Raw genomic sequence first — 26,015 nt, 5'->3', positions numbered from 1 at the left:
TACTTTGGCCAGCCCAAAAATGCGGCTGGAAGCCTTGAATTACAAGGCTTCATGGATCCAATCAGACTTCGATCAACGGGCCATGATCTTCCAGGCACGGTGGATCTTGCCGTTGCGGGCAAAATCCGGATCAATGGTCTTGGCAGTGATCTCTTCCACCGCGTAGCGCTCGCCGAGATTGTCCTCGAGCTGGAACTTGCGGAAGTTGTTGGAGAAATACAGCACACCGCCCGGGGCCAGGCGCGCCATGGCCAGGTCCAGCAACTGGACATGGTCGCGCTGCACATCGAACACGCCTTCCATGCGCTTGGAGTTGGAGAAGGTCGGCGGGTCGATGAAGATCAGGTCGTACTCGTCACGACTGGCTTCCAGCCAGGCCATCACATCGCCCTGTTCCAGGCGGTTCTTGTCGGAAAAACCATTGAGCGACAGGTTGCGCCGTGCCCAGTCCAGGTAGGTTTTCGACAAGTCGACACTGGTGGTGCTCCGAGCACCACCCTTGGCAGCGTGGACGCTGGCGGTCGCGGTGTAGCAGAACAGGTTGAGGAAGCGTTTGCCGGCCGCCTCTTTCTGGATCCGCAGGCGCATCGGCCGATGATCCAGAAACAGCCCGGTGTCCAGGTAGTCGGTGAGGTTGACCAGCAGCTTCACGCCGCCTTCGTTGACCTCGGTGAACTTGCCCTGGGCGCTCTGGCGCTCGTACTGCTTGGTGCCGCTCTGACGCTCGCGGCGCTTGATCACCACGCGGCTCTTGTCGACGTTCAGTGCCTGGGGGATGGCCGCCAGGGCGTCGAACAAGCGGGCCGAGGCCTTTTCCGGGTCGATGGACTTGGGCGCGACGTATTCCTGGACGTGAACCCAGTCGTGGTAGAGGTCGATGGCCATGGAATATTCCGGCATGTCGGCATCGTAGACCCGATAGCAGTCCACACCTTCACGCTTGGCCCATTTACTCAGCAACTTGAGGTTCTTTTGCAGGCGATTGGCGAACATCTGCCCGCCTTCGCTCAACCGCGCCTGCTCGACCACAGGGGCCGGTGCCGGCGCCGGTTTGATCGGGTTGCCGTTCTTGTTGTACTGGCGCTCTTGCGGTACTTCAGGGGCCTGATCGTAGGCGGCCTGTTCGCGCTCGGCCTGGCGTTGCTCCGGGGTGCGACGCTCGCCGGTGACGAACTGATCCGGCAGGACCTTGATCAGCAGCAGCTTGCACGGCAAGGCGCCGTTCCAGAACGAATACTGCTTGTGGCTGCGAATGCCCATGCGCTTGCCCAGGTCTGGCGCGCCGGTGAACACCGCCGCCTCCCAGTTCAGGCAGGCCTGGCGCAGACGTTCGCCGAGATTCTGGTAGAGGTAAAGCAGGCTGGCTTCGTCGCCCAGACGCTCGCCGTACGGCGGGTTGCAGATCACCAGGCCTTTCTGGTTCTGGTCCGGACGCGGTTCGAAGGTGGCGACTTCGCCCTGATAGATCTTGATCCACTCGCTCAGGCCTGCACGCTCGACGTTGTTGCGGCCCGGCTGGATCAGCCGTGGGTCGGCTTCGTAGCCGCGAATCCACAACGGCGGCTTGGCCAGCCCGGCGGCGGCGCGGGCGGTGGCCTCTTCGTGGAGTTTCTTCCACAACGCCGGCACATGGCCGAGCCAGGCGGTGAAACCCCACTGCTGGCGACGCAGGTTCGGCGCCATATCGGCGGCGATCATGCCTGCTTCCACCAGGAACGTGCCGACACCGCACATCGGGTCGGCCAACGCCCCGCCTTCAGCGGCAATGCGCGGCCAACCGGCGCGGATCAGGATCGCGGCGGCGAGGTTTTCCTTCAGCGGCGCGGCGCCTTGCTGCAGGCGATAACCGCGCTGGTGCAGGCTGTGGCCGGAAAGGTCGAGGGAAAGGATCGCTTCGCCGCGGTCCAGGCGCAGGTGGATGCGCAGGTCCGGGTTGAGCTTGTCGATGGACGGCCGCTCGCCCGTCGGGGTGCGCAGCTTGTCGACGATGGCGTCCTTGACCTTCAAGGCGCCGAAGTGAGTGTTGTCGATGCCCGAACCATGGCCACTGAACTCCACCGCCAGGGTGCCATCGGCCAGCATATGGTCTTGCCAGTCGACATCCAGCACACCGTGGTACAGGTCTTCGGCATCCTTCATCGGGAAGCGCTTGAGCACCAGCAACACGCGGTTGGCCAAGCGCGACCACAGGCACAGGCGATAAGCCGTTTCCATGTCGGCCATGCCGCGCACGGCCGAGGTGTGCTCGCGCGCCTCTTCAAGGCCAAGCCCGACGGCTTCCTCGATCAGCAGGCCTTCGAGGCCCTTGGGGCAGGTGAGGAAGAGTTCGAAACGATCGGACATGGGATTTCCAGAGCCTTTGGCTAAGTGGACCGGGCAACGCATTGCCGGGCCGGGTTCAGTCAGGTGCTTTTCTCAAGAGCACCCGCGTGGCACGAATGTGTGCCGTGCCGCCCTCGCCGCTCAGGTTAAAAGAGCTTAGATGCGAAGGCAGAAAAAAAATTCTGTGCAACAAATTGTGAAAACTCGACCCTTTCGTCGAATAGTACCCGAGTGCAACAGGGGGACATTCTCATTCAAGCGAAGCCAGTCCCCTTTGGCGCAGGGCCGATCATACAGGGGTCTTGCTCAAAAGCGGTCAACGAACATGAAGTTACTTATCGCCCTAACATCTTTATTGTTACGTGCTTATGACAAAACGATCATTCCATCCCTGTGACGCTTTGGTTAGAACTCAACACAGGTTGACGTCGCAACGGCGTCAACACCTCGGCTCGTCACGCCGGCAACGAGCCACCAACGGCAGAATGATTCTGCCCCGGCCTCGATAGAGGTCGACGCTAAGTAACAGTCAACAAGTGAGGGCAACACCCTATGAGAAGACTTAAGCGTGATCCGTTGGAAAGAGCATTTTTACGTGGTTACCAATATGGCGTTGGTGGTAAATCCCGTGAGCTTTGCCCCTTTACTCTACCGTCGGTACGTCAAGCCTGGATCAATGGCTGGCGAGAAGGACGCGGCGACAACTGGGACGGTATGACCGGCACTGCGGGTATCCACAGACTCAACGAACTTCACGCCGTCGGCTGACACAGGGCTTAATACTCAAGAACTCGACAATTTGACACCCATATCGATTTAACCACGCACGTCCCATCCGGACGGCGGGCTACGGCCCAGGGGGCTCCTTCGAGGAGCCCTTTTTAATGCCTGGGCTTTATGCGATCGCCTGAGCGGCAAACATCAATACCTTGGCTTTATGTAATTACTAAGCTGCAAACGCCGTTGTGGCGAGGGAGCTTGCTCCCGCTGGGCTGCGCTCTGTAGGAGCTGACGAGTGCAACGAGGCTGCGATCTTGCTCCAGACAATTGAGTCGAGAGCGAACGATCAAGATCAAAAGATCGCAGGCTGCGCCAGCTCCTACAGAGTCCAGCGGGAGCAAGCTCCCTCGCCACAGGGGTCTGTTCAGACTTCAAGGCGCGGCTGATCAACCCAACGCCGCAATGGCATCCACCGACTCACGGATCAGCGCCGGCCCTTTATAGATGAACCCCGAATAGATCTGCACCAGGCTCGCCCCGGCGGTGATCTTCTCGACGGCATGCTTGCCTTCGGTAATCCCGCCCGCCGCGATGATCGGCAAGCGCCCCGCCAATTCAGCGGCCAGCACCTTCACGGTGTGGGTGCTCTTGTCACGCACTGGCGCGCCAGACAAACCACCCGCCTCGTCACCGTGCTCCAGCCCTTCGACACCTTCGCGCCCCAGGGTCGTGTTGGTGGCGATCACCGCGTCCATGCCCGTCTCGATCAGGGCCTGGGCCACCTGGGTGGTCTCCTCGTCGGTCATGTCCGGGGCGATCTTGATCGCCAGTGGCACATGCCGGCCGTGGGTCAATGCCAGTTCCGCGCGACGCCGGGCCAGGTCGGCCAGCAATTGCTTGAGGGAATCACCGAATTGCAGGCTGCGCAGCCCCGGGGTGTTGGGGGAGCTGACGTTGACGGTCACGTAGCTGGCGTGGGCGTAGACCTTGTCCAGGCAGATCAAGTAGTCGTCGACGGCCCGCTCCACTGGCGTGTCGAAGTTCTTGCCGATGTTGATGCCCAGCACGCCCTGGTACTTGGCCGCTGCGACGCGAGCCAGCAGGTTGTCTACACCCAGGTTGTTGAAACCCATGCGGTTGATGATCGCCTCGGCTTGCGGCAGGCGGAAGATCCGTGGCTTGGGGTTGCCCGGCTGGGGTCGTGGGGTAACGGTGCCGATTTCGACGAAACCGAAACCCAACTGGGCGAAGCCGTCGATGGCCGCACCATTCTTGTCCAGGCCCGCCGCCAACCCGACCGGGTTGGGAAACTCCAGGCCCATGACCGTCACCGGCAATTTCGCCGGTGCCTTGCACAGCAAACCGTTGAGGCCCAAACGTCCGCCCGCGCCGATCAGGTCAAGGGACAGATCGTGGGAGGTTTCCGGGGAAAGTTTGAACAACAGCTGACGGGCCAGGGTGTACATGGGTGGGTTTGACTCTGGGCGATAAAAAGTGACGCGATTATACCGAGCAGGAGCGTCAGCGGCGAGAACCGCTTCGATTCCGGGCGCCATCTTTGCGCCGACGCGCCGCGCCCCTTTGCCTCGGAGCGTTATTTGATAGTTGCAAGCGCCAAATGCCTGCAAAAAAGCGATGCAGCTGCAACCGCAGCAACCCAGTAGCCCTTCGTCACGCAGGATCAAAAAATGATTGCCTTAGCTTCAGGCGCCTCCGTAACTCAATACACGCCAAACGACTCCGTTCGCGCTCAGAAACCGGACACCGTCATCGATATCGAACGGCGCTCAACCGACACCGACACCGTTATAGAGATACTTTGTGAAGGCATTCCTGCCGAGCAGAGAAGCCCGCTTTCAGCGCAAGACGTGAGGCTCGGGCTGATGAGCGTCGAGGATGCGCTCAATGCAATCATTACCGGGCAATTGGATAGCGCCGACAACGCCACTGAGCAATTCATCAACGCCATCGTCGTGCAGATGACCGGCACCTCTGACGATTCAGCATCCCCTGACGATGTCTCTCTGGATATTCCCGGCTTGGCGTTGTTCGAAAACTCAAGTCACTCGACAGATTCAGACTCGTTCATACAACGCGGCCAAATCATCCTGCAATACCTCGGTGAACAACTGGGCAAACTGCTCAACAACGAATTCGAAGGCGATCTCGGGCGCTGGGCCAGCAACCTGACCATTTCCGGCCTGCGCACCGGACTGGTCACCGGCGCCCTCACGGTAATGAGGCAACTGGTCGGCTTCGCCCTGGAGAAAACCCTCCAAACCAATGCCGCTTCGCCACTGACCCGTGGTGTGATCGGCGTTGTTGCCCAGAGCATCGGCCCCTTGCTGAACATCCTCGGCGCCATCAGGGACGAGTGCAATGGCACCGCGAACGCCGAAACGCGCATGGCTCGCTCCATCACCCTCGCGGTCTCGGCCATGGCCCTGACAGCCGCCGTAATCGTGCCAACCGCGCTGCCGGCCTTGGCATCCTTCAGCACGCAAATGGCGTTCTACACGTTTGCCCAGGATCTGGTGAGCCTGTTCTTTCCCACGGGCGACAACGCAAAACCCAACCCCGGCGGCACGGCCGCAGCAGGCGCGCTGAACGCCATGTTCCAATTCCTGTCCTTCACCGGCATGAACTACACCGCGCCGCACTCCGGGCCCGGTTATGTCATGGCGCAAGGCAGAACGCCCCCGGCCTCAGAAGCGGAAAGCTTTGCCTTTCAACTCTCGGCCTGGGCGGAACAACAGGCCAATACCCCCTTCGATGCAAATCTGCCGATTGAGGCCCGAGCCTCGCAAATTGTCGAATCCCTGACCCCGATACTGGGAGACGATGTATTGCGGGGTGTCTACAACGCCGGAGCCGACGTCCTCGGCCAAGTGGTCATGGGTCAAGTGATGCACGCCCTACAGGAAAATCCTTCTGAAGAAGGTTTTCGTGTCAACTCGATCTCGGCACGAATACCCACTGCCGAGCAGGTGGCCAATCAATTCCTGTCCACCAATGCGATACGCACCTCCGTAGGCCAGATCATCATGGCCACCGTCATCGCCGCATCCCGATTCTTTTCAGACCTGCCCATTTCAAAAGAAATGGTCGACCATATGGTCAACACAGTGGTCGCGATGGTGGTGTTCGTTGTCCGTCCCGGCACGACTTACGTCAACGCACGCACCGCTGCGCCAAAAAATCCCTGAGGTCCAAAGCGCATCGGCCTAGCCTGGCATACAGGCTGACCGTGGCGAGGGAGCAAGCCCCCTCGCCACAAAAAACCATGCGCGTTTCGGTCGTGCTCCGTTGGCCGACAGGGTGCGGCCCAGCCTCACCACTCAGTCTTCTCCCACGCCTCATCCCCCATCGGCTGGAACACATCGCGCATAAAGCTTTTGGTGAACAGATCCATCGCGAACGCCAGGCCATTGGCACCGCTGACTTCTTTATAGAGCTGCGATTTTTCCAGCCCCTCATCCTTCAATCGAACCAAAACCTGCAGTGTGATCGCCAGCAACGCCTGGGCCGTGGGGTACGCCGCCGTCGCGCCATCCGGCCCGCGCAGCGTGCGTAGAAACTCATGGATCGCCTTCTCCCCCTGCCCTTCCATGGCCAACAGCAATTGATACAGGTGCTCGAATTCAGGATCCGGACGCTTGCTGTCCGGTGCCTGTTCGCGGGCAGCCAGCAGCCGCGACTCCAGCGTCTGGACCGATGAGTTCGCGTCGCGATCCAGCAGGCTGGAAACCGTCATGGGTTCAATCTTCATGGCGAACCTCGGCAACGCCGGTGGACGCGGATTCGATAAAACTTGCACACAGGTCTGCAAGCGCCTGTCTCGATGCCTGATCCAGGGAGCGCAGCGTCTCGGGCAGGTTGGCCAGGCTTGCCAACAACCGGGGCTCCAGCCGTTCCCGGGTCGCCTCGACATCGAATTCCAGCAGTTGATCCGCCAGCCGAAGCACATAGCGGTCTTGCGGGTGATATTCCAGAATCAACTCGCCGGCCCATTGCCTGCCCACGCTTTCGCGCAACGCATGGCCGCGCGTACGACAATGCAGTGGCAACAACAGGTGCAGGACCGCACCCGAGTCACCCGGTTGCCCGGCCAGCCACCGCGCCAGTAGCTCATCCAGCCACTCGGGGCGGCTCAAGGCTTGCGCAAGCAGCTCACGACTGGCCTGGGCCAACGCGTTGCGCAATTGCTGTCCCAGGGTTTGCGTCTTCAACAACGCATCGGCCAGATGCCCGCTCGCCCGCAGGATGCCTTCGGCGTAGCCTTGCTGAAACGCCTGGGCCTGCACCGCCTCGGCCTCGCGGTGGGCCTGTTCGACACAGGCCCGTGCCCGGCGCCGGGCCTCGAGCTGCAAGGCATGACGGCGCCGGGCGGCGGCGATGTCTTCGCGAGCCAGGTGCACATCTTCGCCAACGGGCACGTCAGTCAGGGTTCGGATGGAGTCGAGCATGCTGCACCGCCAAAAAGAACAGGGTTGGATCAGGTTTCGTGACGGGCCATTGCCGGTGCAGGTGAACCACCGCCTCGCAGAACTGCAAGTCCAGGCGTTCGAGCAGCGGGGACGGGACGTACCCGTGCCAGCCCCATAATGCGTTGAGGCCGGCCGCTTGTACCTGCTCCAGCGAAACCGGCGGACATTCGATCGCCAGGCGTTCCCGAGCCTCCAGGTTGAAGCAGGCGAACCGGCGAACCGAGCCTGGCAGGCCCAGCAGCGCCGCGCCGCGCGCCAGTTCGGCGCGCAAACGACAGGCGCCCATGAGCGAGGCGATGTAGGGCAATTGCCGCCAATGACGAACCCACTGCTTCACCACGCCGGTTAACGGCAGCGAAGGCCACGGCCCTTGCAGTGCCAGCCCCTCGAGGACGATCCGGTCGAGCAGATCGCGGGCATCATCGCCCTCGAACCCCGCCGGTACGACCAGGCGCTGGGGGTGCAGGTAGGCCAAAGGCTCGGCGAGGATGCGTTCCAGACACTCAAGGTCCGACATCACGCGGCCTTGCAGTTGACTGGCGATACAACCAAGCGCCACCACCGGCCACCAGCACCGCGCCAATCGCCGCCAACCACCACGGCCACGGCGAATGCCGCCGCGTCGTGACCACCGACGGCGCCACATGCTGGGTTGCAGAGCGTTTGGACAGCACCACCGAAACGTTCTCGTACGCCACCGCGGCAAAACTGTTCTTGAGAAAGCGCTTGATGTCGGTGATCAGCAACTGCGGTTCGACATCGCGCTCATGCAACACCACCGCTGAAAGGTGGATGGGCGACGGCTTGCGCCCACCTTCGCCCGCATCGAGGTCGTAACTGACGTGGACCCGTGCCGACACCACGCCTTCGAGCACACCCAGCGACTGTTCGATGCGCTGCTCCAACGCCGAATACAGCCGGGCCTTTTCCGCACGGGGCGAGGCCACCAGGGAATCGGCGGGAAACATTTCGGCCACTTGCAGGCGTGGCCGGGAAGGCAATGAATACAGGTTGAGCAGATCGACGGCGGCGGGCAAATCCAACTGATCGATTTTCACCGCATAACCGTTCTTGCCGGCGTCGACTTTCACCGCGGCGATATTGTTGCGCTGCAGCACCGAAAGCACTTCATTGGCCTGTTGCTGATCCAGCCCTTCCAGCAGGTTCGGCTGACGGCAACCCGCCAGCGCCAGGCACAACAGCAGTCCCCACAGGCCTGGCTTCATGACGCACGCAACAAGGTTTCTGCCGTGCTCACCCCTTTGCGTACCAGCACGTTGAGCAGATTGATCTCCACGTTGTACTGCCCGGTCAACTCCTGCAAGTGGGCCAGCACTTCGGGGTGAGTGACGTCCGGCCGTTGCATCAACTGGTTGATCGCCGAGACCTCTTGCTCGCTGTTGATGGCGGAACCGGCAAACAACTCGATCATTCTCGATTCCAGTGACACGACCGGACCTTCCTGCGGGCCGCGCAACTCAATCAAGGCCGAGCGCGCACTGACCGACGGGGAAACAGCTTGGATGGACATACGATGCACTCATGAAAATGGCCATCGTCATGAGCGATGGCCAACTGAAAGAGAACGGGTCAGCGAGCCGCCTGGATGATCGCCATGTCGATATCCTTGAAGCCCTTGATCGTGTTGGTCTGGGCGTTGCGGAACACCGTGTAGGAGGAAAACGCGGTCTGATAGGCCGCCAGTTTTCCGGGGTCTGAGGCATCCGCCTTGAGGTCCACCAGCGCTTGGTCCAAGGCTTCCTTCAGGCCTTGGGCGCCAAGCTCGAAGGCAACGGCTTGCTTGCCGAGAAAGTCATCGGGGAATAAGGGAAACATGATCGGGATACCAGGCATTCGTTATTCACTCTGCATGTTGGAGAAATGCCAGGACGAAGCGCTCGTCTTGACGTAGCCCTGCGGGCCGGTTTGGAACGACTTGCCCTTGAGTCCGTCGTCCCTGAGCTCGACAGTGAAATGCACGTAGCGGCCACCCCACTGCCGGTAAAAATCGTCGACGTACTGGCGGGCGGCAGCCAGTTCGGCATCCTGCAAATCGCCCGCGACGGCAAACGTGACACTGTCCCCATGCTCGACCCGACTGAAGGTCAGCGAAAGACGCTGCAAACCGCCCTGGGCCAGATCGGCGAGCAGCGCGTCGTCCTGCACTTGCAGCACGACGTCGCGGGCATACGGCGCCGCCGCGAGCAAGGTCTCGAGCAGCCTGGCCTGCTGGTCCGGCGTGAGCAGGTTGCGTTGCGCGCTGAGCAGCAGCCGCGGCACCGACGGGTCCTTGAGGTCGAGGAAATGCCAGGCCAGTTGCGGATCATGGTCCACCAGCACCTGCTCCAGCCGGCGCCGCTCCTGGTCCATCACCCGCACGTGCCCGCTCAAGGTGGCGTGGCGCGTCAGCACCTGCCGGCTCCAGCCGGCATCGCGCTCGGACGCCACAAAGACATAAACCCCCTGATCACGCCCGCGCAGCACCTGGACCTGCGCACTGGCGCCCGCCATCAGCGCACGCACATCGGCTTCAGGCGCAGGCCCCGGCATCCACCAGAGACTGATCGCAACGACCGCCACCGCCAGCGCCAGAGCGCCGCCAATCCCGCGCATCCACTGCCGGCGCCCACCCAGCTGCATGCCAGTCTCTCCCCGGGCATCGAGTGGCGAATCGAGCAACTCCGGCGCCCAAGGCTGGTCTTCCGGACGCAAGGCGATGTGCAGGCCGCCGATCTGCACCCTGGCCTGGAAGGCACACTGCCGGACTTGCACGGGGTCGCCGAGCAGCCGCAGCGGCAAACCGTCCGGCGTGACCTGATCGGCCAGCACCTCGAAATTGCACCCGTCGTCCTCCAGGGGCACGAAGAAAGCATCCGCCGGCACGCTGGCTGAATGTGAGCCTTGCGCGAGCACATCCACCGCCCCGACGATGAACAGGGTCGTGCCTTCACCAAGGGGAAACTCGCAGCCCTGCAAGGGACCATTGAGTATCCGCAGGACACAGGGCTGTGGCGTGGGGGCTGTCAGGACTGTCACCGTCCAGGCTCCAGGGCAGTCAAATGAGCTGCCATGGTAGAAAGGCCCGCCGCCGGCTTCCTGATCGGATTCTGCCGATAGCGTGCGGCAAACGATCAGAATCCTGCGCCGGCCTGGTCATGGCGCGGTCATCGTCGGGCCTGGGTAAACACTTGATAGCGCTGCCAGACCTTGCGCGCATAACGCAGGCGCGCGGCCTGGCGCCGGGGAGAATTGCCAGCGTTGTAGGCACCGACCGCCGTCCAGTTATAGCCATAACGGGTGATGAACCCGGCCAGCACCGACGCCCCGACCTCCACCGACAGGCAAGGATCGTCCAGCAGGCGTTGTTCGGTAATGCCCTGGGTGCTCAGCCGTGGGAGATGGATGCTGTTGATCTGCATCAGCCCGATATCGCGGGTGCCATCGCGGTTGTGGTTGATGGCATCCGAGCGCAGGCCCGACTCGACCTCGGCAATCGCCTGAAGCAGTTCGGGTTCGATGGCGTGCAATTGTCCCGCCTTGCTCCAGCACCAGGCGTGCGCCTGGGCCATGCCAAACCCCAGGCCGAGACACACCGGCAGGCATAACCACGGTTTGCTGCGCCGCGTCATGCCAGGCGTCTCTCGCGGATCCACACCGGCTGTTCATGAATGCGCACCCGCAAGATCTGCGCCCGGACACAGCCCGGATCATGCGCCAGACACTGGTCAAGCACTTGCAGCGCCTGCTCGTTGCGTTGCCAGAACCAGTGATGCCAGGCATGAAAATACAGCACGTCCGCCTGATCGGCCGACAACAGGCAGCGCCGGAACAACACTTGGGCCGCCTGCTCGCAGCCGCGCAAACTGGTAAGCAACGCCAGGCGCGTCAACGCCGGGATGCTGCCGGGGTCCAGCGCCAACGCACTGGAAACCGCCGAATGCGCCTCGTCGATGGCGCGCTCCGGGTCACCCATGCCCATCATCGCCTGCCCCAGCCACACATCCGCCAGACCACACCAGGGTGGCGCGTACCCGGCGTCGAGTTTCAAACACTGCCTGAACAGCACCCGGGCATCGCACAGGCTTTGCACCGTGTGCTGTTGCACGCTGCACAAGCCATTGAGATACGCCACCGCCACCGGATAGGACCCGCAGCGATCACCGACCGGCCGCAGCCCCGGTACGTGCTGGGCAACCAGGCATGTCAACGTACCCAGCGCCTCCCCCGGATCCCAGGCATCCAGCGTCTGACCGTGCAGCAAGGCCTGGTCGCGTCCACGAATCAACTCGATCGACCAGTGTTGCAACCCGCCCGCACCGATAAAACGACCGTTCAAGCAATAATCCGCCGACAACTGCCCGGCCACCGACCGCACGTCGTCCGAAGCCCCGCAGGCCGCGATCAGCCCCGAGGGAATGACATGCAATGCCTCACCGAACGCCGTGGTCAGTTGGCGGATCATCAGATCCTGCAGATCCAGCGCCGCGATCTCGTCCAGATTGCGAAAAGGCAACACCGCCAGCGAAGGCGCCACCGCCCTCGCCTCGCTCGGTACGTCGAGCTCGACCACGGAACCGGTGAACCGATAACCCTGGCCGTAAACCGTCGCAATGTAGCCCTTGTTCTCCTTGAACAACTTGCGTAATGCGTAGATACAACGGGTCAACGACTCCTCCGCCGCATCCATCCGGGGCCAGACATGGTCCAGCAGAAAATCCTTGCTGACGACCGTACCCGCCGACTTCAACAACAGACGCAGTACGTGCAGCTCTTTGGGTGGAACATGAACGCCTTGTCCATCTCGCATCAGCGTTCCATCGCTTTGCAATAGCCAGTGGTCAAAAACGAATGACTTGACCAGCGGTTGATCAGTTGCACTGTCCATACTTTGAAACTTCTCTATAGAAAGTTACTGAAGCGCGCGTGAGCCTGTGGGTGTGACAGGCTCGGGATGACGAGCTGCTTGACTATAGGAAGATGCGTAGGAGGATTCCGTAGGTCGCTGAACGTTATTAACGTAGGAAACCGCGACGAGAACCGTAGGAAGGCACTCAATAAAATCAAGATATAAAACTTAACCACACCGCAAAGAGCGAACAAACACGGCAATGAATATTAAAAACGCTTTACCCCCTGGATAGGTACCCATCAAGGGCTATTCCCTATATGCCTCTGCACCGAGTCGACTACATCCTGCACTGTCCTCCACGCCTCCACCTCACCTTCGGGCAGCTCGATACCGAAAGCGTTATTCAGCGCCAGGACAAGCTCCACCAGACTCATGGAATCGATAAACAGGTCCTCGACCAACCGCGAAGCATCGCCAATGACCCGATCACTGGGGGGAATACCAAGCGCCAATGATTTGATGACGGCCTGGATACTTTCGCTTAGATTTTCTGACATTTTCTTTCCTGAAAAGAATCTGACAGGCGTGGAACAATACACGCCATGCCAGATTGAATATTGCAGCCGTTGCTCGACCTTAGAAGTTCAACATCGCCCTCAACATATCCGCATACTGATTCAAATGCGCCGACAAGGTCTTATTGAAGTTATCGTGATAAGCGTTGGCGTTCGAATACTTCTGCGTGAAGGACTGCAATCTGTTTTTCAGAAGTTCCTCCTGGGCGTTGAAGCCGGTTTGCCAAGCGTTGAATGCGGCCGTATCGAGCTTTACCTTGTCGCCATAATCCTTCAGCCCCTCGTGCATCACATTCAACGGCCCGATGTCGATGACCACGCACCAGGGACCGTTCGGCTTGGGATTCTGCTGAAGGCAACTGTCAGGCAGGCCCAGCGCCTTGAGCCATTTTTCCGCGTCTTCCTTGCTCGCTCCGGTATCGGGGGGTGCCGGAAAGAGCATGGCGGCAGGGTTGGGCAGGGAATATTTTGCAATCAGTTTTTCCAGTGCCTCGCGCAACGGGCCTGCACTTAACTCGACCTCTTTACCGTCGTTAACCCCTTCGACCCAATCCTTCATCATCGCGGTGATTTCGGTGTTGAAATCGGAGAAGAAGTCCGAATAGGCCGAGATGATGTGCTCGTAGCCGGCGAGGTAGCCGTTCTTGATCAGGTCGATCAGCTCAAGGAGTTTGTCGAAGAAGTCGTTCGACGAGTTTATCGTCGCATCCAAGGCCTCGGCGATCTCGAGGGGCTTGTCCTGCTCCAGGTGTTCCTGGAGGGCCCGGAGGATTCTGCTTTGTTCGCCATTGATTTGCTGGCGCTGGCCTTTGTCCAAAAGCCCCGTGCCCTGGCTGTGGGTCATCACGGCAACGCACTGGCGCACCTGTACGGCCCACATTTGCGCTCGATCACGTTTGGCGTGGATCAGTTCGACAAACTCCGCGACGAGGTGCTGCGTCGTGGACTCGGCGGCATCGCCTTGCACTGGCTTGGCAATGATTGACGGGCACTTGAGCAGATGACCGAGGCTGCGGTTCATTGCGTTCATGGACCGATCGAGCAGATTCGTCAGGGAACTGACCGTTTGAATCTCCGCCGGTACGTCTGGAGGCGGGGCTGCATCGGTAATGGCCTCCACGTTCGGCAGCAGTACGATAGGCGAACGAATAGATTGAGTGATTTCCATAGGCCTCGCTCCTTCACGCCGTCACGGCACGAATGCCATCGCTACGGGATTGGAAAAGCTGCATCACCGTGTCCATCATTTTTTGCAGCAGCGCCGCGTCGGCCCCATCCCTCTGGCTGACTTCATCAGCCAGGCTCTTCTGGCTGCTTTGCGCACTTTGCATCAGCACTTCTTTCTCCTTCGCCGCGTGCTCGGTCAGACGCACCATATTCGTGACCACCTGGCTGAAGCTCATCGACAGGGCGCTGAGGGCGCGGCCGATTTCCAGTTTCCTTTCGATCCCCTTGCTGCCCATCTGGCTCAACCAGTCGGAGGTCTGGCCGACCTTCTGGGCCTTGAGGATTTCCCCGTCGAACCAGGCCCGTTCCTTGTCCGTCAGTGTCGAACCCTCAGGTTTGAAGTCGACCGTTTTCGGCCGAGCGAAATCATCGAAGGTCTTGATCTTGTAGGTGGTCTGCGGGTTCCACTCATTGCGATCGCGCTCCAACCTGAGGTCGCGTTCCAGGTTGCCGGCATCCATGGCATTACGACGGTTCACGTCGATGTCGGCATGCTTCAACGCCTGGCCCTGGAAGGTCTTGACCATGGCGAACCCGGCGATGGCACCGGACACCACCGCGCCGGTGATGGCGCTGTTCAGCGCTGCCCGGCCCGACTCGACAATGGCCGCGCCCTGGGATTTTGCCGCCTCCGAAGCCATGACGCTGAAGTGGCCGCGCAGTTGCGCATTGGCGACCCGCGCGACGTTCAAGGCAATGATCGCAGCCACCAGTACGTTGGCGTGTTTCTCCCAGGCGCCCGGGTCAAATGCCAGGTCGGTGCGCACGTCATCGCTGACCATCGACAACGCTTCAGCGAAGTCCTCCTGGTCCGATTCAGTGGGCTGGTAGGCGTTGATCCGGCTTCCCAGTTCCGCAGCCGAAGGGCCTGCGAAGTGACCGTTCTGGAGGATTTGCTTTGCAGCGATCTGGTCGAGGATCGGCGAATCCTCGAGGGATTTGCGTTTTGAAAATTGCTCTTGGGCGATCAACTCGCTCAGCCCTGCGTCATTGATCCGGTCGTGGTCAATGACAGGGGATGCGATGGTGGTTGGAACGTAAATAGTGCTCATCGTAGATACCTGTTGTCCGTGATTTCAAACATGCCTGACCATTTGCAGGCTGACGGAATGGCTGCGTTGCATATCGGCAAACAAGTGCTCGATCTGGCGGGTTCGTTCCTGCATCGCCTGGCCATAGTTGCTGACCACCTGAGTCAGGTAGGCGCTGATTTCCTCGCTGATTGCCATGCGTACCCGCACATCGGCCAGGTGCACGGCAGCCTGGGCCTGGTGCTGGCCGCTTTTGATCTGCAGCCCGCCCTGCACCGCGACATGGCCGAACTCGGTGACGGCCTGGGCGATTTCCAGGTTGGCGGCGTAACGGGCCAGCGACACCGGATCGGCACCGTTGGTGATGAAGCCGCGCAACTGGGTGAGCATCTGGGTCAGCGTGTTGCCGACCGAGGTCGCCACTTGCTTCATCGCTTGCATCGCGGCGGGCGCGGCCTGGGCGGCCACCGACGCCAGTTTCGAAGCGACGGCACTGACCATCGGCCCGATCACCTGCACCCCGACCACGGCCACCAGCGCGACGGCGGCCAGCGTCGAAACGACGCCCTGGATCATGCCGGCGATCTGTGCGATTTCCTTGGCCTTGTCTTCATCGACGCCCAGCCCTATCAGCATCTTGGTATAGATCTCGGTGAACAGCTTGATGGCTTCCTGCATGACGAGGGTCAGCGGCTTCATCGCTTCGGCCATGAACGACACGCCGGTTTTGTCCTGGATCACCGAGTCGGCAATCATCACGGCCGCACCGACCACGCCCACGGCGATGAGCACCGGGTTGGCGGTCAAGACACCGGCAGCGATGGTCGCCACGGTCAAGATCGCCCCGACGATCTTGCCGATGCAGCCCATGGTCTTTTGCAGGGCCTCGGCCTTGCGGACTTCTTCCAGGTACTTTTCCGACTCGCGCTGCATGTGCGCCTGGAGCCTGGCTTGCAGTTCCTGGAACAGCTCCTGGCTGAGCTCCTCTTTGCTTTGCGCCGACTCGCCGAGCAACTCGATGATTTTCAAGCGGTTCAATAGCGCCAGCGCACTGCTGCTGAGGGCCTTTTCATCGGTTTGCTTGGGGGTCGAACTCGTGGCGCTGAACACCAGCACTTTGCCGAACACCACGCTCACCGTTTTCGCGCAGGCGTTGGCGACCTCGATCAGTTTCAGATGCGCATCGGTGGCGGTCTGCAGGGTCTGGGCCTGGCTGGTCAAGTCGCCGCGGATCTGGTCGCGCCGGGCCAGCTCCTGGGCATATTCGGGGGACTCCGGGTCCAGCTGCGCCAGTCGCGCCTCGCTTTCTTGAAGCAACGCCTGGAAATGCAGGACCCGCTCCTGCAATTGATCGAGGTGTTCCTGGCTGCTCCCGACGTTGCCCTCGGCCGCCGTCATGGCCTCGACGGCGGCGGTGTATTCAGCCGACAGGTTTTCATGGGCCTGTTGCCTGGCGCCGGCCATGCTCTGCAGCATGGCCAGGCGATTTTTCAGCTTTTTGACGTCGACCTCGCCGATCAGCTCGCTGATCATCGCCATCAACAGGGTGAACAGGTCGCCGTTGGTTTCCTGTTTGTTGCCATCGGCGCGCGGTGGCGGCGCATGTAGCATGGGCCGGCCTGTAGAGGCGGCGGATGTGCCGGTTTGACCTTCGTATTTCACTGACATCAGGTCCGCCAGCGCTTTCTGGCCGGCCTCCTGGAAGTCCGCGGTCCGAGCGGCCTTGCTGGCCGCCGCGGCGTATTTTTCAAAGGCCTCGCTGCGGCTCATCGTGCCGTGAAGTGCCGGGTTAAATGCAGCCCTTATCTCACTCATGTTCAGTCCTCCGAACAGTGCTGTTCCATGTGGGCCAGGGTGTCGAGATACACCTTGGCCTGCTCGCGCAGGTCGTCTTGCGGGGCTTGCTCAAGCACATACTCGAAACACAACCGGGCCTTGCCGACCTTGCCCAGGGCCAGATGACACTGGCCGGTGTAGAGCATCGGCCGGTAGTCGTTGCTGCCTTGGGCAAAAGCGATGGCATACAGGTCGATTGCCTTTTGGTGGTTTTGCTTGAGCTGGTGCACCGCCGCCAGTCCCATCCAGTAATGGCTGTTGTAGAAGTCGTAGATGCACAGGAAGTGAAAGAACTTCTCGGCATCGTCCAGCCGCCCCTGTTCGTAGAACTGGAAGGCGAAGGCATAGAGACTGTCCATGTGCTCGTCACTGAGGCCTTGCACGTCCTTCAACGCCGCGCCACCAAGCACCGCGTCGACGACGTCCAGGGCCACCTGCTCGTCTTGTTTGTTGTCACGACTCATCAGCCACACTCCTGAAAAAACGTCAGCGTCGCTGACCGGTGCATTGGGCCAAAACACCGATAGGCCTCGCTGCCAAATTGCGCTCATCAATCCCTTTGTGGCGAGGGAGCTTGCTCCCTCGCCACAGGGGCTTTGCTTGGCTTCAGGCCTGTTCGACCTGCTCCAGCCAGATCAACAGGCGCAGCACCTCCTCGACTTCCTGCACCTGCAGAAAGCTGTAGCGCTGGTGGGTCTTGAAGATCCGTCGGGCCAAGGCGACGTCGTTGATCACCGGCACCCCGACCTCCTTGGCGTACGCCCGGACCGCCAGGGCACGCTGGTTGGTCTCCATCAGGGAAATAAACGGCAGCAGGGTGATTTCCGGGCGGAAATACACGCCGATGGCAATGTGGGTCGGGTTGGCGATGATCATCCGCGAGCTGCGCACATCGGACTTGACCTGCTCCGACAACAGCTCCATGTGCAGGTCGCGGCGGCGCCCCTTGATCTGTGGGTTACCGTCCTGTTCCTTGTGTTCACGCTTGACCGAATCCTTGTCCATCATCTGGTCTTTCATGAACAGCCAGTACTCGCTGAGGGCATCGAGCACGACGATCAGCAGGACACAGGCGAGAAATGCCAGCACCAACACCAGCAACAAACGCCCCCAGATCGCGAACAACGCCGGTGCCTGGACGAACAGTTGGGCGAAGATCAATTGCCGCTGGGTGATCCAGACGATCCACAGCGCCACGGCGAAACTGCCCAGGTACAGCAGCGCCTTGAGCGTGTCCTTGACCGTGCGCAGGCTGAACAGTTTTTTGAAGCCGTTGACCGGGTTCAACGCCCCCAGATTCAACTTCAACGCTTCACTGGCCAAGGCAAAACTGCTTTGCAGCAAGGCCGGCAAGGCACTCGTCAGCACGCACACCAGCAACAACGGCAGCAACGCCTTGAGACCGACCAGCACCAGCATCGCCGAGTAGGCTTGCAGCTGCGTGTCAAAATCGCTGGCGATGATGCGCCGGTAGACCTCCATGATCTCGATCAACGAGCTGTTGAACACCATGTAAGTGATGCCACACAGGGTCAGGCAGGTGATGACCAGGTCCTTGGCCTTGAACGTCTGCCCTTTGCGCGCGGCATCGCGCAAGCGCTTGGCGGTGGGTTTTTCAGTCTTCGAGGCGCTGGATGACATCACCCTCCTCCCCGCCGCCCAGAGCCTGCGCCACCCCGTCGACCATCGTGCCCATGCGCAAGACTTCGTCCGGCAGATGCACGCCGAAGTACAGCATCAGCACCACCAACGCCACCAGGCTCTTGACCGTCAGCGACACGGAGAAGGCGTTCATCTGCGGCGCATAGCGCGAAAGCAAACCCAGCAGCGCCTCGCTGACCAGCAAGGTCGCCACCACCGGCGCACTGATGACCAGCGTCTTGCTCACCAGCGCATCCAGCAACCCCAGCAACGCCGGCACATGCAGCTGGCAACCGCTCGCCGGTGCACACAAGCGATAACTGTGGCCAACGGTTTCGAGCATCAGCAGCATCCCGCCACCGGCGAGATACACCGCCGCGGCAAACAACTGGAGAAAATTCGCCAGTTCCGAGGTGTCGACACCATTGGCCGGATCCATGGTGCTGCTGAGCATGGCCCCGCGCTGGTTGTCGATCAGGTTGCCCATGGCGTGCAACACCCAGAACGGCCAGCCCAACAGCATCCCCAACAGCACGCCGATACTCGCCTCGCGCAGCACCAGGCCGAGGAACGCCAGGCTGTCGAGGGCGGGTGCGGGCACACCGATGTAGCGCCAGAACCCCAGCGCCACCAGCACAATCACCGCCTGACGCGCGACACCGGTGAGCACACCACTGTTGAGAAACGGCAACATGAAAAAAATCGGTGCCAGCCGCGCCACACCCAGGACCGCTGCGGCGAACCAGGCGTACAGGTCGAAAAACAACGCCACCGACATCGGCTAGCTCAACGCCAGGCGGATGACTTCACGACTGAAATCCAGCAGCGTTTCGCCGTACCAGCCCGACAGCAGGAACAGGCACGCCGCCACCGCCAACAACTTGAAACCGAACGGCAGCGTCTGTTCCTGCAACTGGGTCACGGTCTGGATCAACCCGACCACCAGGCCGACCACGGTGGCGACGATGATCGGCCAGGCCACCATCAGCAGGATCAGGTACAGGGTTTTGTTGCCGGCATAGACCAGATCGTTCATCGGTGCGCCTATGCCAGCAAGGTCAGGTATTGCTTGACCAGCCCGGTCGACAGCAGCGCCCAACCGTCAAGCGCGACAAACAACACCAGTTTGATCGGCACGGAAATGATCACCGGGCTCATCATCATCATGCCCAGCGCCAGCAGGATGCTGGAGATCACCAGGTCGACGATCACGAAGGGCAAGTATAGGTAGAAGCCAATCTTGAAGGCACTCTTGATTTCACTCAGGGCATAGGCCGGCAACAGCGCAAACAGCGAGGGCACAAGTTCTTCATCGGCAGGCAGGTCCGCGTCGGTTTCATCCTGGAGCGCCTGGGCCCGCTCGAAAAACTGCGCCAGTTCCGGGTCGGTGTAGGTGCGCAGGTAATCCTTGTAACTGCCCAGGCCGTTCTCGGCGAAGTTCACCACCGACTCGATATCGGTAAAGGCCACCGCCTCGCGCTTGTAGTAGTCATGGCCCTGCTTCATGACCGGCGTCATGACGAAAATCGCCAGCATCAGGGCAATCGCATTGAGCGCCATGTTCGACGGCACCTGCTGCAGGCCCAACGCGTTGCGCACGATGATGAACACAATGGAAAACTTGAGGTAGCACGTGCCCGCCGCCACCAGGAACGGCAGCAGCGACGCGAACGCCAACAGCGCGATCAGCGAGACATCATTCATCGGCGCTGGCCCGATAGACCTGGAGCAATTCGACCGCCAACTGACCGTCCAACTGCACCAGCTCCCCGCGGGCCACCGGCTTGCCGTTGGCCCGCACCTCGATGTGCCGCACCGCGTCCTCGGTCAACGGGATCAGTTGCCCGTCGATGATGCGCGACAACGTGGCCAGGTCGGTTTCATGGCTGGGGAGCAGGAACTCCAGGCGCACCGGGAGCGCTCCCAGGTCGATCGTCGCGTCGGTTTCTGGCGGGATATCCGCATTGGCATCGGTCACGCTCGGTTGCATGTGTAGACCCTCCTGGGTAAAGGTGAAAGTGCCAAGGCTGTAGTCGGCCAGACAACAGCGCTGAGAACGCTGGACGATGCGCACGACATCGCCCTCTTCCAGGCGCATCCGGCTGGCACGGCTCAGGTGGCTGACGCCGAGCAGCAACTCCAGGCGCAACGGCAATTCGTCCAGCCATGAATCGACACCCAAGCGCTCGCTGGCAACGGGTGTCGGCGGCAGTTGCAGCAACCACAGGCGCCCCCGTGGGGTTTCGAGCCAGGGCAGCTCGCAGGTAGGCAATCGCGCCGGGGCGACGCATTCGATGTCGGACAGCGCCCGGTACTGCAGCTCCTCCACCTCCAGCAGCAAGGGGCGTGGCAACGCCCGAAACAGCTCGACGATATTCATCAACGACGTTTCCACCTTCAGTAACGATTGCAACTGTGGAAGCGCGCGATACAGCCAGTCATGGGCCGCGATCAACCCTTGCCAGTGGCCGCCGTCTCCGTGGGCGCAGAAACGCAAGTAGCCGTCATGCCCTGGCACCCGGCCCAACCCCGTACCACGACCGGCCCGTCGCCAACGTTGAGTCGCCTGGGCCTGGGCATGGGCCAACGGCTCGACCCGTCGTAGCGGCAACGCGCTCATGCCGGACGCTCTACCTGTTCGTCCTGCTCCTCATCCGGCGCCTGATGCGAGCCCTGGCGCGACTGCTCGCCGCCACTGTCGGCCAGCCGCCAGGCCGGTTCCCGGGCCAGCTCGAAAGGCGCCTTGAGTTGCTCGAACACCAGGGTATTGCTGGGGCTGAGCGTCAGGCTCCGGGTGGATTCTTCGGGCACCCGGGTAATCGTTATCTGTCCACTGGCAGCACCTCTATTGAACGGTACTTGCAGCACGCCCCGGCCCGTGTCCGGCAACGCCTCGACCATCACCTCAAGCATTGGCGGCGCTGGTGGTAGTGCCGCTGAAGGGAGGGCCGCTGGGGCAACGGCCGGCGTCTGGCGCGGGCCTTGAGCGCTCATCGGCGCCTGGGGCAACGGTTGTTCGTCGAGACGGGGTGCAGTGAAAGGCTCCACCGCCAGCGACTCAACCGATGCCGACACCGCCGCTTTATCGACGCCAGGGGCCACAGGCTCCAGGCGTTGCGGCAACGCGTATTGGGTCAACTTGCCGAACGGCGCGCCTGCCTGTGGAAAAGCCTGGGGTTCCCGGGTAACCCATCGCCTGCCAGCGGGCTCAGCCCCCTCCGTACCCCGGACAACCGGCCGGGCTTCATCGCGTTCAACCGCCAGCGTCTCCTGCCCCACCTTCATCGCCTGCCAGGCCAACGTCCGAGCGGCTTCCATCAGGGGGCGCCGAGGCTGGATCAGCGCCGCCATCAGTTCCAGCGCACCTTGTGGCAGTTCATCCTCTTGCACCGGGACGAGCTGTTCCAGCAGCTCATCCAGCGGACCTTCGTCGACGGGCTCCAGGGCCTGGACCGACCCCGTGGACACTGCAAAGACCTCGTTCATCGCCGCACTCCGATCATCTCTTCCAGCTCCCGTTCTTCGCGGCGCACCGCCTCGAGCCGCTGCCCACGCAACAGCTGTTGGACGCCGCGCGCATACTTGTCGTGTTTGCGTTGCAGCCCACGCAGTTGCTCGCGCTGCGCCTGCAACTGTTGCTCGACCTGCCGACACTGCTGATCCACACGGTCACGCTCGACACGCAGCAGGTCGATGCGTCGCCGGATGACCGCCTGGGTGCGCAACAGCGCCAACAACTGGCCGTGATCCAGCACACAATCATTGGCTTGATGACTGCTCAACAAACGTTGCAGCGCCGCCTCTTGCTCCTCGAAAGCGGACTGTTCCTGGCGCAGCAGCTGCAATTGACGCTGGACACGCAACACGGCCTGCTCGCCGCGTTGCCGGCGGAACTGACTGAAAGCCAGCAGGCGTCGTCGATCAAGCAATGATTTCATGCAGGCTCCGCAGGGTTTCATCTGGCTCACTGGATTGATCCGTCGGCTGGCGCAACCATTGGCCGAGGGCTTCGCGACGTTGCAGCGCGTGGTCATTGGCCGCGTCCGCACCCGGGCTGTACTCGCCCATGTCGAGAAACACCTGCAGCTGTTCAAGGCGCGCCAGGGCATCGCGAGTCGCGGCCGCCAATTGCCGGACCTCTGGCGTGGTGACCTGCGTCGCCACCCGGCTGACGCTGCGCAAGACATCGATGGCCGGGTAATGCCCCTTGGCGGCCAAGGTCCGGCTAAGGTAGATGTGGCCATCGAGAATGGAGCGAATCTCCTCGGCGATCGGATCCGGCTCGTCGTCACTTTCCAGCAGCACGGTGTACCAGGCCGTGATGCTGCCCGACGCGGTCACGCCCGGACGTTCCAACAGGCGCGGCAATGCATCGAACACCGAGGCCGGATAACCCCGCCGCGCCGGTGCTTCACCGGCGGCCAAGGCCAGGTCGCGGCGCGCGCGGGCGTAGCGGGTCAACGAGTCCAGCAACAGCACCACGCGCCGGCCCTGGTCGCGAAAATACTCGGCGATGGTGGTGGCCTGCAGCGCCGAGTTACAGCGATCCACCGAGGAAAAATCCGACGTGGCGTACACCACCACACAACGGGAATGCTTGGGCGACTGGCGCAAATGCTCGATGAACTCGGTGACTTCGCGCCCGCGTTCGCCAATCAGGCCAATGACAAAAACCTCCGCGTCCGTGTGTTCGATCAGCATGTTGATCAAGGTGGTCTTGCCGGAACCGGCGGCGGCAAAAATGCCGATGCGCTGGCCGACGCCGCAGGTCAGCAAGCCGTCGATGACGCGAATGCCGGTGCGCAGCGGCTCCACCACCGGGCGCCGCTGCTGGTACGACGGTGGGTCGGCATCCACCGCACAATCGCGCTGGGCGACCGCCGTCGACGGCGCCAGGCGCTCGACGATAACGCCCTGGGGATCGACCACGCTGCCGAGCAAGGCGTCACTGCACGTCAACTGCAAAGTCGAGCCGGTGGGCACGATCATCGATTCCCGGGACAAGCCTTTCGCCTCGCCCAGCAAACTGAGCAGCACCGCGCCGGGCTTGAAGCCGATGACCTGCGCCCTGGCTGCGACCTGGGGCGAACGCCAATGCCGGCGCACTTCACAGATTTCGCCGACCACCACCTCACTCAGCGCCGCTTCGATCAATGGACCGCTCAAACGCAAGGGATGGGCCGCCCGTCTTTCCAGGTGGACATTCATCGTCACGGCTGCTCGGCCAGCGTTTCAACAACCTGCAAAAAGACGTGCGACATGGGACAGATCTCCTCAAAGCGTCTTGATGACATTGACCGAGACATTCTCGGAAACCTCGCCGAACGACATGACGTCCAGCTCCCGGAAACGTCCCTCGATCAGTTTCTTGATGTAGCGCCGCACGTCGACCGAACACAGCAGCACCATGTCCTTGTGAGCGATGTGCACGCTGTCCAGGCCGACACTGAGACGGTCCATCAGCTCTTCCGAGTCGGCCGGCTCCAGGTTGAGGAAATTGCCGCCCGAGGTTTGCCGGATGCCCCGGCGGACCACGTCCTCGAACTCCGCCGACAACAGCAAGACCCGCAGGTCGTTGCCCTGGGCGAACTTGTTGCTGATGTAACGAGCCATCGCGCCGCGAACGTGTTCCACCAGCGCCAGCACATCCTTTTCCCGGGAGGCCCAATGGGCGAGGGATTCGAGGATGAGCTTCATGTTGCGCACGGAGATGCGCTCGCCGATCAAGCGTTGCAGCACCTCGGCGATCTTCTGCACCGTGACGTGGCGATAGACTTCCTTGAGCAGGTCGGGGTAACGCGCTTCCATTTCGTCGAGCAACTGCTTGGTTTCCTGCACGCCGAAAAACTCCTGGATGTTGCGCGCCAGCAGCGTGACCAGGCAGCGATAACATTCTTCGTCGGCGGGCCGCAGGTGATAACCCAACTGCTGCACCCGCTCCCGGTCGGCGGCCGTAACCCAGACGCCGCCCAGGCGATTGCTGTCGGTGCCGCGCACCAGGGCAAAGCCCAACGGTTCCAACTCGGGGGAATAATCCAGCAGGCGCCAGTGCTCGAAATGAATATCGAACTGCTCGGCGCGCACTTCGTTGATCAACACCGCCACTTGATGGACCGGCAGCGCCTCGCTGGCCCGCAGCTGCGGCTCGGGAATGCGCAGCCCGTAATCGACGAAAAACTGGCTGCGAAAGCGCGCCGCCCAACGATCCTTCTCCAACGCTTGCAGGCGCGCCGGGGGCACCAGCAGCATCAGGGCGATGGTTTCGGTCGCAACGTTGTCGACGTCATCGATCAATCCCGACGCCCCCGGCCCCGCGCCGGCCTCGACAGGTTCGCTGCGGCTTTCCCCCGATCCAGCCGGGCGCGAGGCGCGGCGATGGCGCACGAACACCACCAGCCCCAGCACCGCGGCGATCGAGAGAAATGTCGGCAGTGGAAAACCGGGCAACAGGCCCACGCCCACCGCCAGCAACGCGGTGACGCCCAGGACGAACGGGTTGCCCAGCATCTGGGTGAGCATGTTGCGCCCCAGGTTGCTGTCATCGCCGTTGACGCGGGTGACGATGAAACCGGCGCCGATGGCGATCAGCAGCGCGGGGATCTGGGCGACCAGGCCATCGCCGATGGTCAACAGGGTGTAGGTCGACAGGGCCGTGGACAGGTCCATGCCCAGTTGCCCGACGCCGATGGCCATGCCGCCGATGAAGTTGACGAAGATAATGATGATGCCGGCGATTGCATCGCCCTTGATGAATTTCATCGCCCCGTCGAAAGAACCGTACAGCTGGCTTTCACGTTCCAGCACGCTGCGTTTTTCCCGCGCCTGGGCCGCATCGATGGCGCCGGCCTTGAGGTCGCCGTCGATGCTCATTTGCTTGCCGGGCATGCCGTCCAGGGAGAAGCGCGCCGCCACTTCGGCCACCCGCTCCGAGCCTTTGGTAATCACGATGAACTGGACAATGGTGACGATGGAAAAAATCACGAAGCCCACCACCAGGCTTTCGCCGATCACGAAGTCACCGAAGGAAGCGATGATCTCGCCGGCATCGGCCTGGCTGAGAATCAGCCGGCTGGTGCTGATCGACAGGGCCAGGCGAAACAAGGTCGTCAACAGCAGCAGCGCCGGGAACGTCGAATAGCTGAGGATGCGCTCGATGTAGAACGAGCCCATGAACACCAACAACGAGATGACGATGTTCAGGCCGATGAGAAAATCCACCAGCACCGTCGGCAGGGGGATGATCAGCATGGCGATGATCATCACCATCAAGGTCAGGATCAGCAGCTCCGGACGCGCGCCGACACTTCGCAGGAACACATTGAGCATT

27 protein-coding genes are annotated in these 26,015 nt (G+C 61.6%); 2 read left to right on the top strand and 25 right to left on the bottom strand.

All coding sequences use genetic code 11. The features are described 5' to 3' along the window. Window positions 1–72 precede the first annotated feature (72 nt). Window positions 73–2,343: a bifunctional 23S rRNA (guanine(2069)-N(7))-methyltransferase RlmK/23S rRNA (guanine(2445)-N(2))-methyltransferase RlmL gene (rlmKL, locus tag J4E63_RS06665; RefSeq protein ID WP_060738456.1), complete on the bottom strand. Its 2,271-nt coding sequence runs from the start codon at window positions 2,341–2,343 to the stop codon at window positions 73–75. 531 nt (window positions 2,344–2,874) lie between these two features. Here rlmKL and rmf point away from each other — a divergent pair. Then, on the top strand, window positions 2,875–3,090 hold the full coding sequence (rmf, locus tag J4E63_RS06660) for a ribosome modulation factor (RefSeq protein ID WP_003223300.1): 216 nt from the start codon (window positions 2,875–2,877) through the stop codon (window positions 3,088–3,090). A 398-nt stretch (window positions 3,091–3,488) separates the two neighbouring features. Here rmf and J4E63_RS06655 read toward each other — a convergent pair whose 3' ends face one another. Continuing rightward, the gene (locus tag J4E63_RS06655; protein ID WP_207281433.1) at window positions 3,489–4,508 is read right to left on the bottom strand and encodes a quinone-dependent dihydroorotate dehydrogenase; all 1,020 of its coding nucleotides are present in this window, start codon (window positions 4,506–4,508) and stop codon (window positions 3,489–3,491) included. A gap of 222 nt (window positions 4,509–4,730) precedes the next feature. On the opposite strand from J4E63_RS06655, the gene J4E63_RS06650 reads away from it, so the two are divergent. Further along, window positions 4,731–6,248 (top strand): hypothetical protein, encoded by a 1,518-nt coding sequence (locus tag J4E63_RS06650; protein WP_259333586.1) that lies wholly within the window; start codon window positions 4,731–4,733, stop codon window positions 6,246–6,248. Window positions 6,249–6,373: 125 nt separating this feature from the next. Here the strand turns inward: J4E63_RS06650 and J4E63_RS06645 are convergent, their stop codons facing one another. The 23 genes from J4E63_RS06645 to J4E63_RS06535 all read right to left on the bottom strand — a co-directional run bounded on the left by J4E63_RS06645 (window position 6,374) and on the right by J4E63_RS06535 (window position 26,014). Then, complete coding sequence (locus tag J4E63_RS06645; protein WP_259333583.1) at window positions 6,374–6,811, bottom strand: hypothetical protein; 438 nt, start codon at window positions 6,809–6,811, stop codon at window positions 6,374–6,376. Then, window positions 6,801–7,508 carry an oxygen-regulated invasion protein OrgB gene (locus J4E63_RS06640; protein ID WP_207281432.1) on the bottom strand — a complete coding sequence of 236 codons (708 nt, stop codon included), beginning with the start codon at window positions 7,506–7,508 and terminating at the stop codon, window positions 6,801–6,803. The genes J4E63_RS06645 and J4E63_RS06640 overlap by 11 nt, the downstream gene beginning before the upstream one ends. Next, window positions 7,480–8,046 carry a secretion system protein gene (locus J4E63_RS06635; protein ID WP_207281431.1) on the bottom strand — a complete coding sequence of 189 codons (567 nt, stop codon included), beginning with the start codon at window positions 8,044–8,046 and terminating at the stop codon, window positions 7,480–7,482. The genes J4E63_RS06640 and J4E63_RS06635 overlap by 29 nt, the downstream gene beginning before the upstream one ends. Continuing rightward, window positions 8,033–8,755, bottom strand: a complete 723-nt coding sequence (locus tag J4E63_RS06630) for an EscJ/YscJ/HrcJ family type III secretion inner membrane ring protein (protein WP_103308500.1) — start codon at window positions 8,753–8,755, stop codon at window positions 8,033–8,035. The genes J4E63_RS06635 and J4E63_RS06630 overlap by 14 nt, the downstream gene beginning before the upstream one ends. After that, entirely contained in the window at window positions 8,752–9,060 is a 309-nt protein-coding gene (gene sctI, locus J4E63_RS06625; RefSeq protein ID WP_207281430.1) for a type III secretion system inner rod subunit SctI, read from the bottom strand. The genes J4E63_RS06630 and sctI overlap by 4 nt, the downstream gene beginning before the upstream one ends. Window positions 9,061–9,119: 59 nt before the next feature. Further along, window positions 9,120–9,365 carry a type III secretion system needle filament subunit SctF gene (sctF, locus tag J4E63_RS06620; protein ID WP_371919210.1) on the bottom strand — a complete coding sequence of 82 codons (246 nt, stop codon included), beginning with the start codon at window positions 9,363–9,365 and terminating at the stop codon, window positions 9,120–9,122. Between the two features lie 21 nt (window positions 9,366–9,386). Beyond that, window positions 9,387–10,565, bottom strand: a complete 1,179-nt coding sequence (locus tag J4E63_RS06615) for a PrgH/EprH family type III secretion apparatus protein (protein WP_207281429.1) — start codon at window positions 10,563–10,565, stop codon at window positions 9,387–9,389. Between the two features lie 128 nt (window positions 10,566–10,693). Beyond that, window positions 10,694–11,158 carry a transglycosylase SLT domain-containing protein gene (locus tag J4E63_RS06610; RefSeq protein WP_060738465.1) on the bottom strand — a complete coding sequence of 155 codons (465 nt, stop codon included), beginning with the start codon at window positions 11,156–11,158 and terminating at the stop codon, window positions 10,694–10,696. After that, window positions 11,155–12,336, bottom strand: a complete 1,182-nt coding sequence (locus J4E63_RS06605) for a winged helix-turn-helix domain-containing protein (protein WP_259333582.1) — start codon at window positions 12,334–12,336, stop codon at window positions 11,155–11,157. The genes J4E63_RS06610 and J4E63_RS06605 overlap by 4 nt, the downstream gene beginning before the upstream one ends. Window positions 12,337–12,677: 341 nt before the next feature. Then, window positions 12,678–12,935, bottom strand: a complete 258-nt coding sequence (locus J4E63_RS06600; RefSeq protein WP_207281427.1) for an acyl carrier protein — start codon at window positions 12,933–12,935, stop codon at window positions 12,678–12,680. Window positions 12,936–13,014: 79 nt separating this feature from the next. Further along, window positions 13,015–14,121: an IpaD/SipD/SspD family type III secretion system needle tip protein gene (locus J4E63_RS06595; protein WP_207281426.1), complete on the bottom strand. Its 1,107-nt coding sequence runs from the start codon at window positions 14,119–14,121 to the stop codon at window positions 13,015–13,017. A 13-nt stretch (window positions 14,122–14,134) separates the two neighbouring features. After that, complete coding sequence (locus J4E63_RS06590) at window positions 14,135–15,232, bottom strand: cell invasion protein (RefSeq protein ID WP_207281425.1); 1,098 nt, start codon at window positions 15,230–15,232, stop codon at window positions 14,135–14,137. A 24-nt stretch (window positions 15,233–15,256) separates the two neighbouring features. Beyond that, window positions 15,257–17,026: a type III secretion system translocon subunit SctE gene (gene sctE, locus J4E63_RS06585; protein WP_207281424.1), complete on the bottom strand. Its 1,770-nt coding sequence runs from the start codon at window positions 17,024–17,026 to the stop codon at window positions 15,257–15,259. Window positions 17,027–17,028: 2 nt separating this feature from the next. After that, window positions 17,029–17,511 (bottom strand): type III secretion system translocator chaperone SicA, encoded by a 483-nt coding sequence (gene sicA / locus J4E63_RS06580; RefSeq protein WP_060738471.1) that lies wholly within the window; start codon window positions 17,509–17,511, stop codon window positions 17,029–17,031. 142 nt (window positions 17,512–17,653) lie between these two features. Next, entirely contained in the window at window positions 17,654–18,688 is a 1,035-nt protein-coding gene (locus J4E63_RS06575) for an EscU/YscU/HrcU family type III secretion system export apparatus switch protein (RefSeq protein ID WP_207281423.1), read from the bottom strand. Continuing rightward, window positions 18,663–19,466, bottom strand: coding sequence for a type III secretion system export apparatus subunit SctT (gene sctT / locus J4E63_RS06570; RefSeq protein ID WP_207281422.1), 804 nt, complete (start codon window positions 19,464–19,466; stop codon window positions 18,663–18,665). The genes J4E63_RS06575 and sctT overlap by 26 nt, the downstream gene beginning before the upstream one ends. 3 nt (window positions 19,467–19,469) lie before the next feature. Then, entirely contained in the window at window positions 19,470–19,724 is a 255-nt protein-coding gene (locus tag J4E63_RS06565) for an EscS/YscS/HrcS family type III secretion system export apparatus protein (protein ID WP_014337351.1), read from the bottom strand. An 8-nt stretch (window positions 19,725–19,732) separates the two neighbouring features. Continuing rightward, a complete protein-coding gene (locus J4E63_RS06560; protein WP_192259714.1) occupies window positions 19,733–20,392 on the bottom strand; it encodes an EscR/YscR/HrcR family type III secretion system export apparatus protein in 660 nt (219 codons plus the stop codon). Beyond that, window positions 20,385–21,308 carry a FliM/FliN family flagellar motor switch protein gene (locus J4E63_RS06555; protein WP_207281421.1) on the bottom strand — a complete coding sequence of 308 codons (924 nt, stop codon included), beginning with the start codon at window positions 21,306–21,308 and terminating at the stop codon, window positions 20,385–20,387. The genes J4E63_RS06560 and J4E63_RS06555 overlap by 8 nt, the downstream gene beginning before the upstream one ends. Next, on the bottom strand, window positions 21,305–22,174 hold the full coding sequence (locus tag J4E63_RS06550) for a type III secretion effector protein (RefSeq protein WP_207281420.1): 870 nt from the start codon (window positions 22,172–22,174) through the stop codon (window positions 21,305–21,307). Before J4E63_RS06550 ends, J4E63_RS06555 begins: the two co-directional genes overlap by 4 nt. Next, window positions 22,171–22,626, bottom strand: a complete 456-nt coding sequence (locus J4E63_RS06545) for a type III secretion protein (protein WP_207281419.1) — start codon at window positions 22,624–22,626, stop codon at window positions 22,171–22,173. Before J4E63_RS06545 ends, J4E63_RS06550 begins: the two co-directional genes overlap by 4 nt. Continuing rightward, window positions 22,610–23,896 carry a type III secretion system ATPase SctN gene (gene sctN / locus J4E63_RS06540; RefSeq protein WP_207282456.1) on the bottom strand — a complete coding sequence of 429 codons (1,287 nt, stop codon included), beginning with the start codon at window positions 23,894–23,896 and terminating at the stop codon, window positions 22,610–22,612. Before sctN ends, J4E63_RS06545 begins: the two co-directional genes overlap by 17 nt. Before the next feature lie 66 nt (window positions 23,897–23,962). After that, on the bottom strand, window positions 23,963–26,014 hold the full coding sequence (locus J4E63_RS06535) for an EscV/YscV/HrcV family type III secretion system export apparatus protein (RefSeq protein ID WP_207281418.1): 2,052 nt from the start codon (window positions 26,012–26,014) through the stop codon (window positions 23,963–23,965). Between the last annotated feature and the right edge of the window lies 1 nt (window position 26,015).

Origin of the sequence: Pseudomonas sp. FW300-N2F2 (assembly GCF_017351655.1) — a bacterium.
Classification (GTDB): Bacteria; Pseudomonadota; Gammaproteobacteria; order Pseudomonadales; family Pseudomonadaceae; genus Aquipseudomonas; species Aquipseudomonas fluorescens_AA.
The sequence above is the reverse complement of the archived record's forward strand: the minus strand, read 5'-3'. Positions and strand labels throughout refer to the sequence as shown.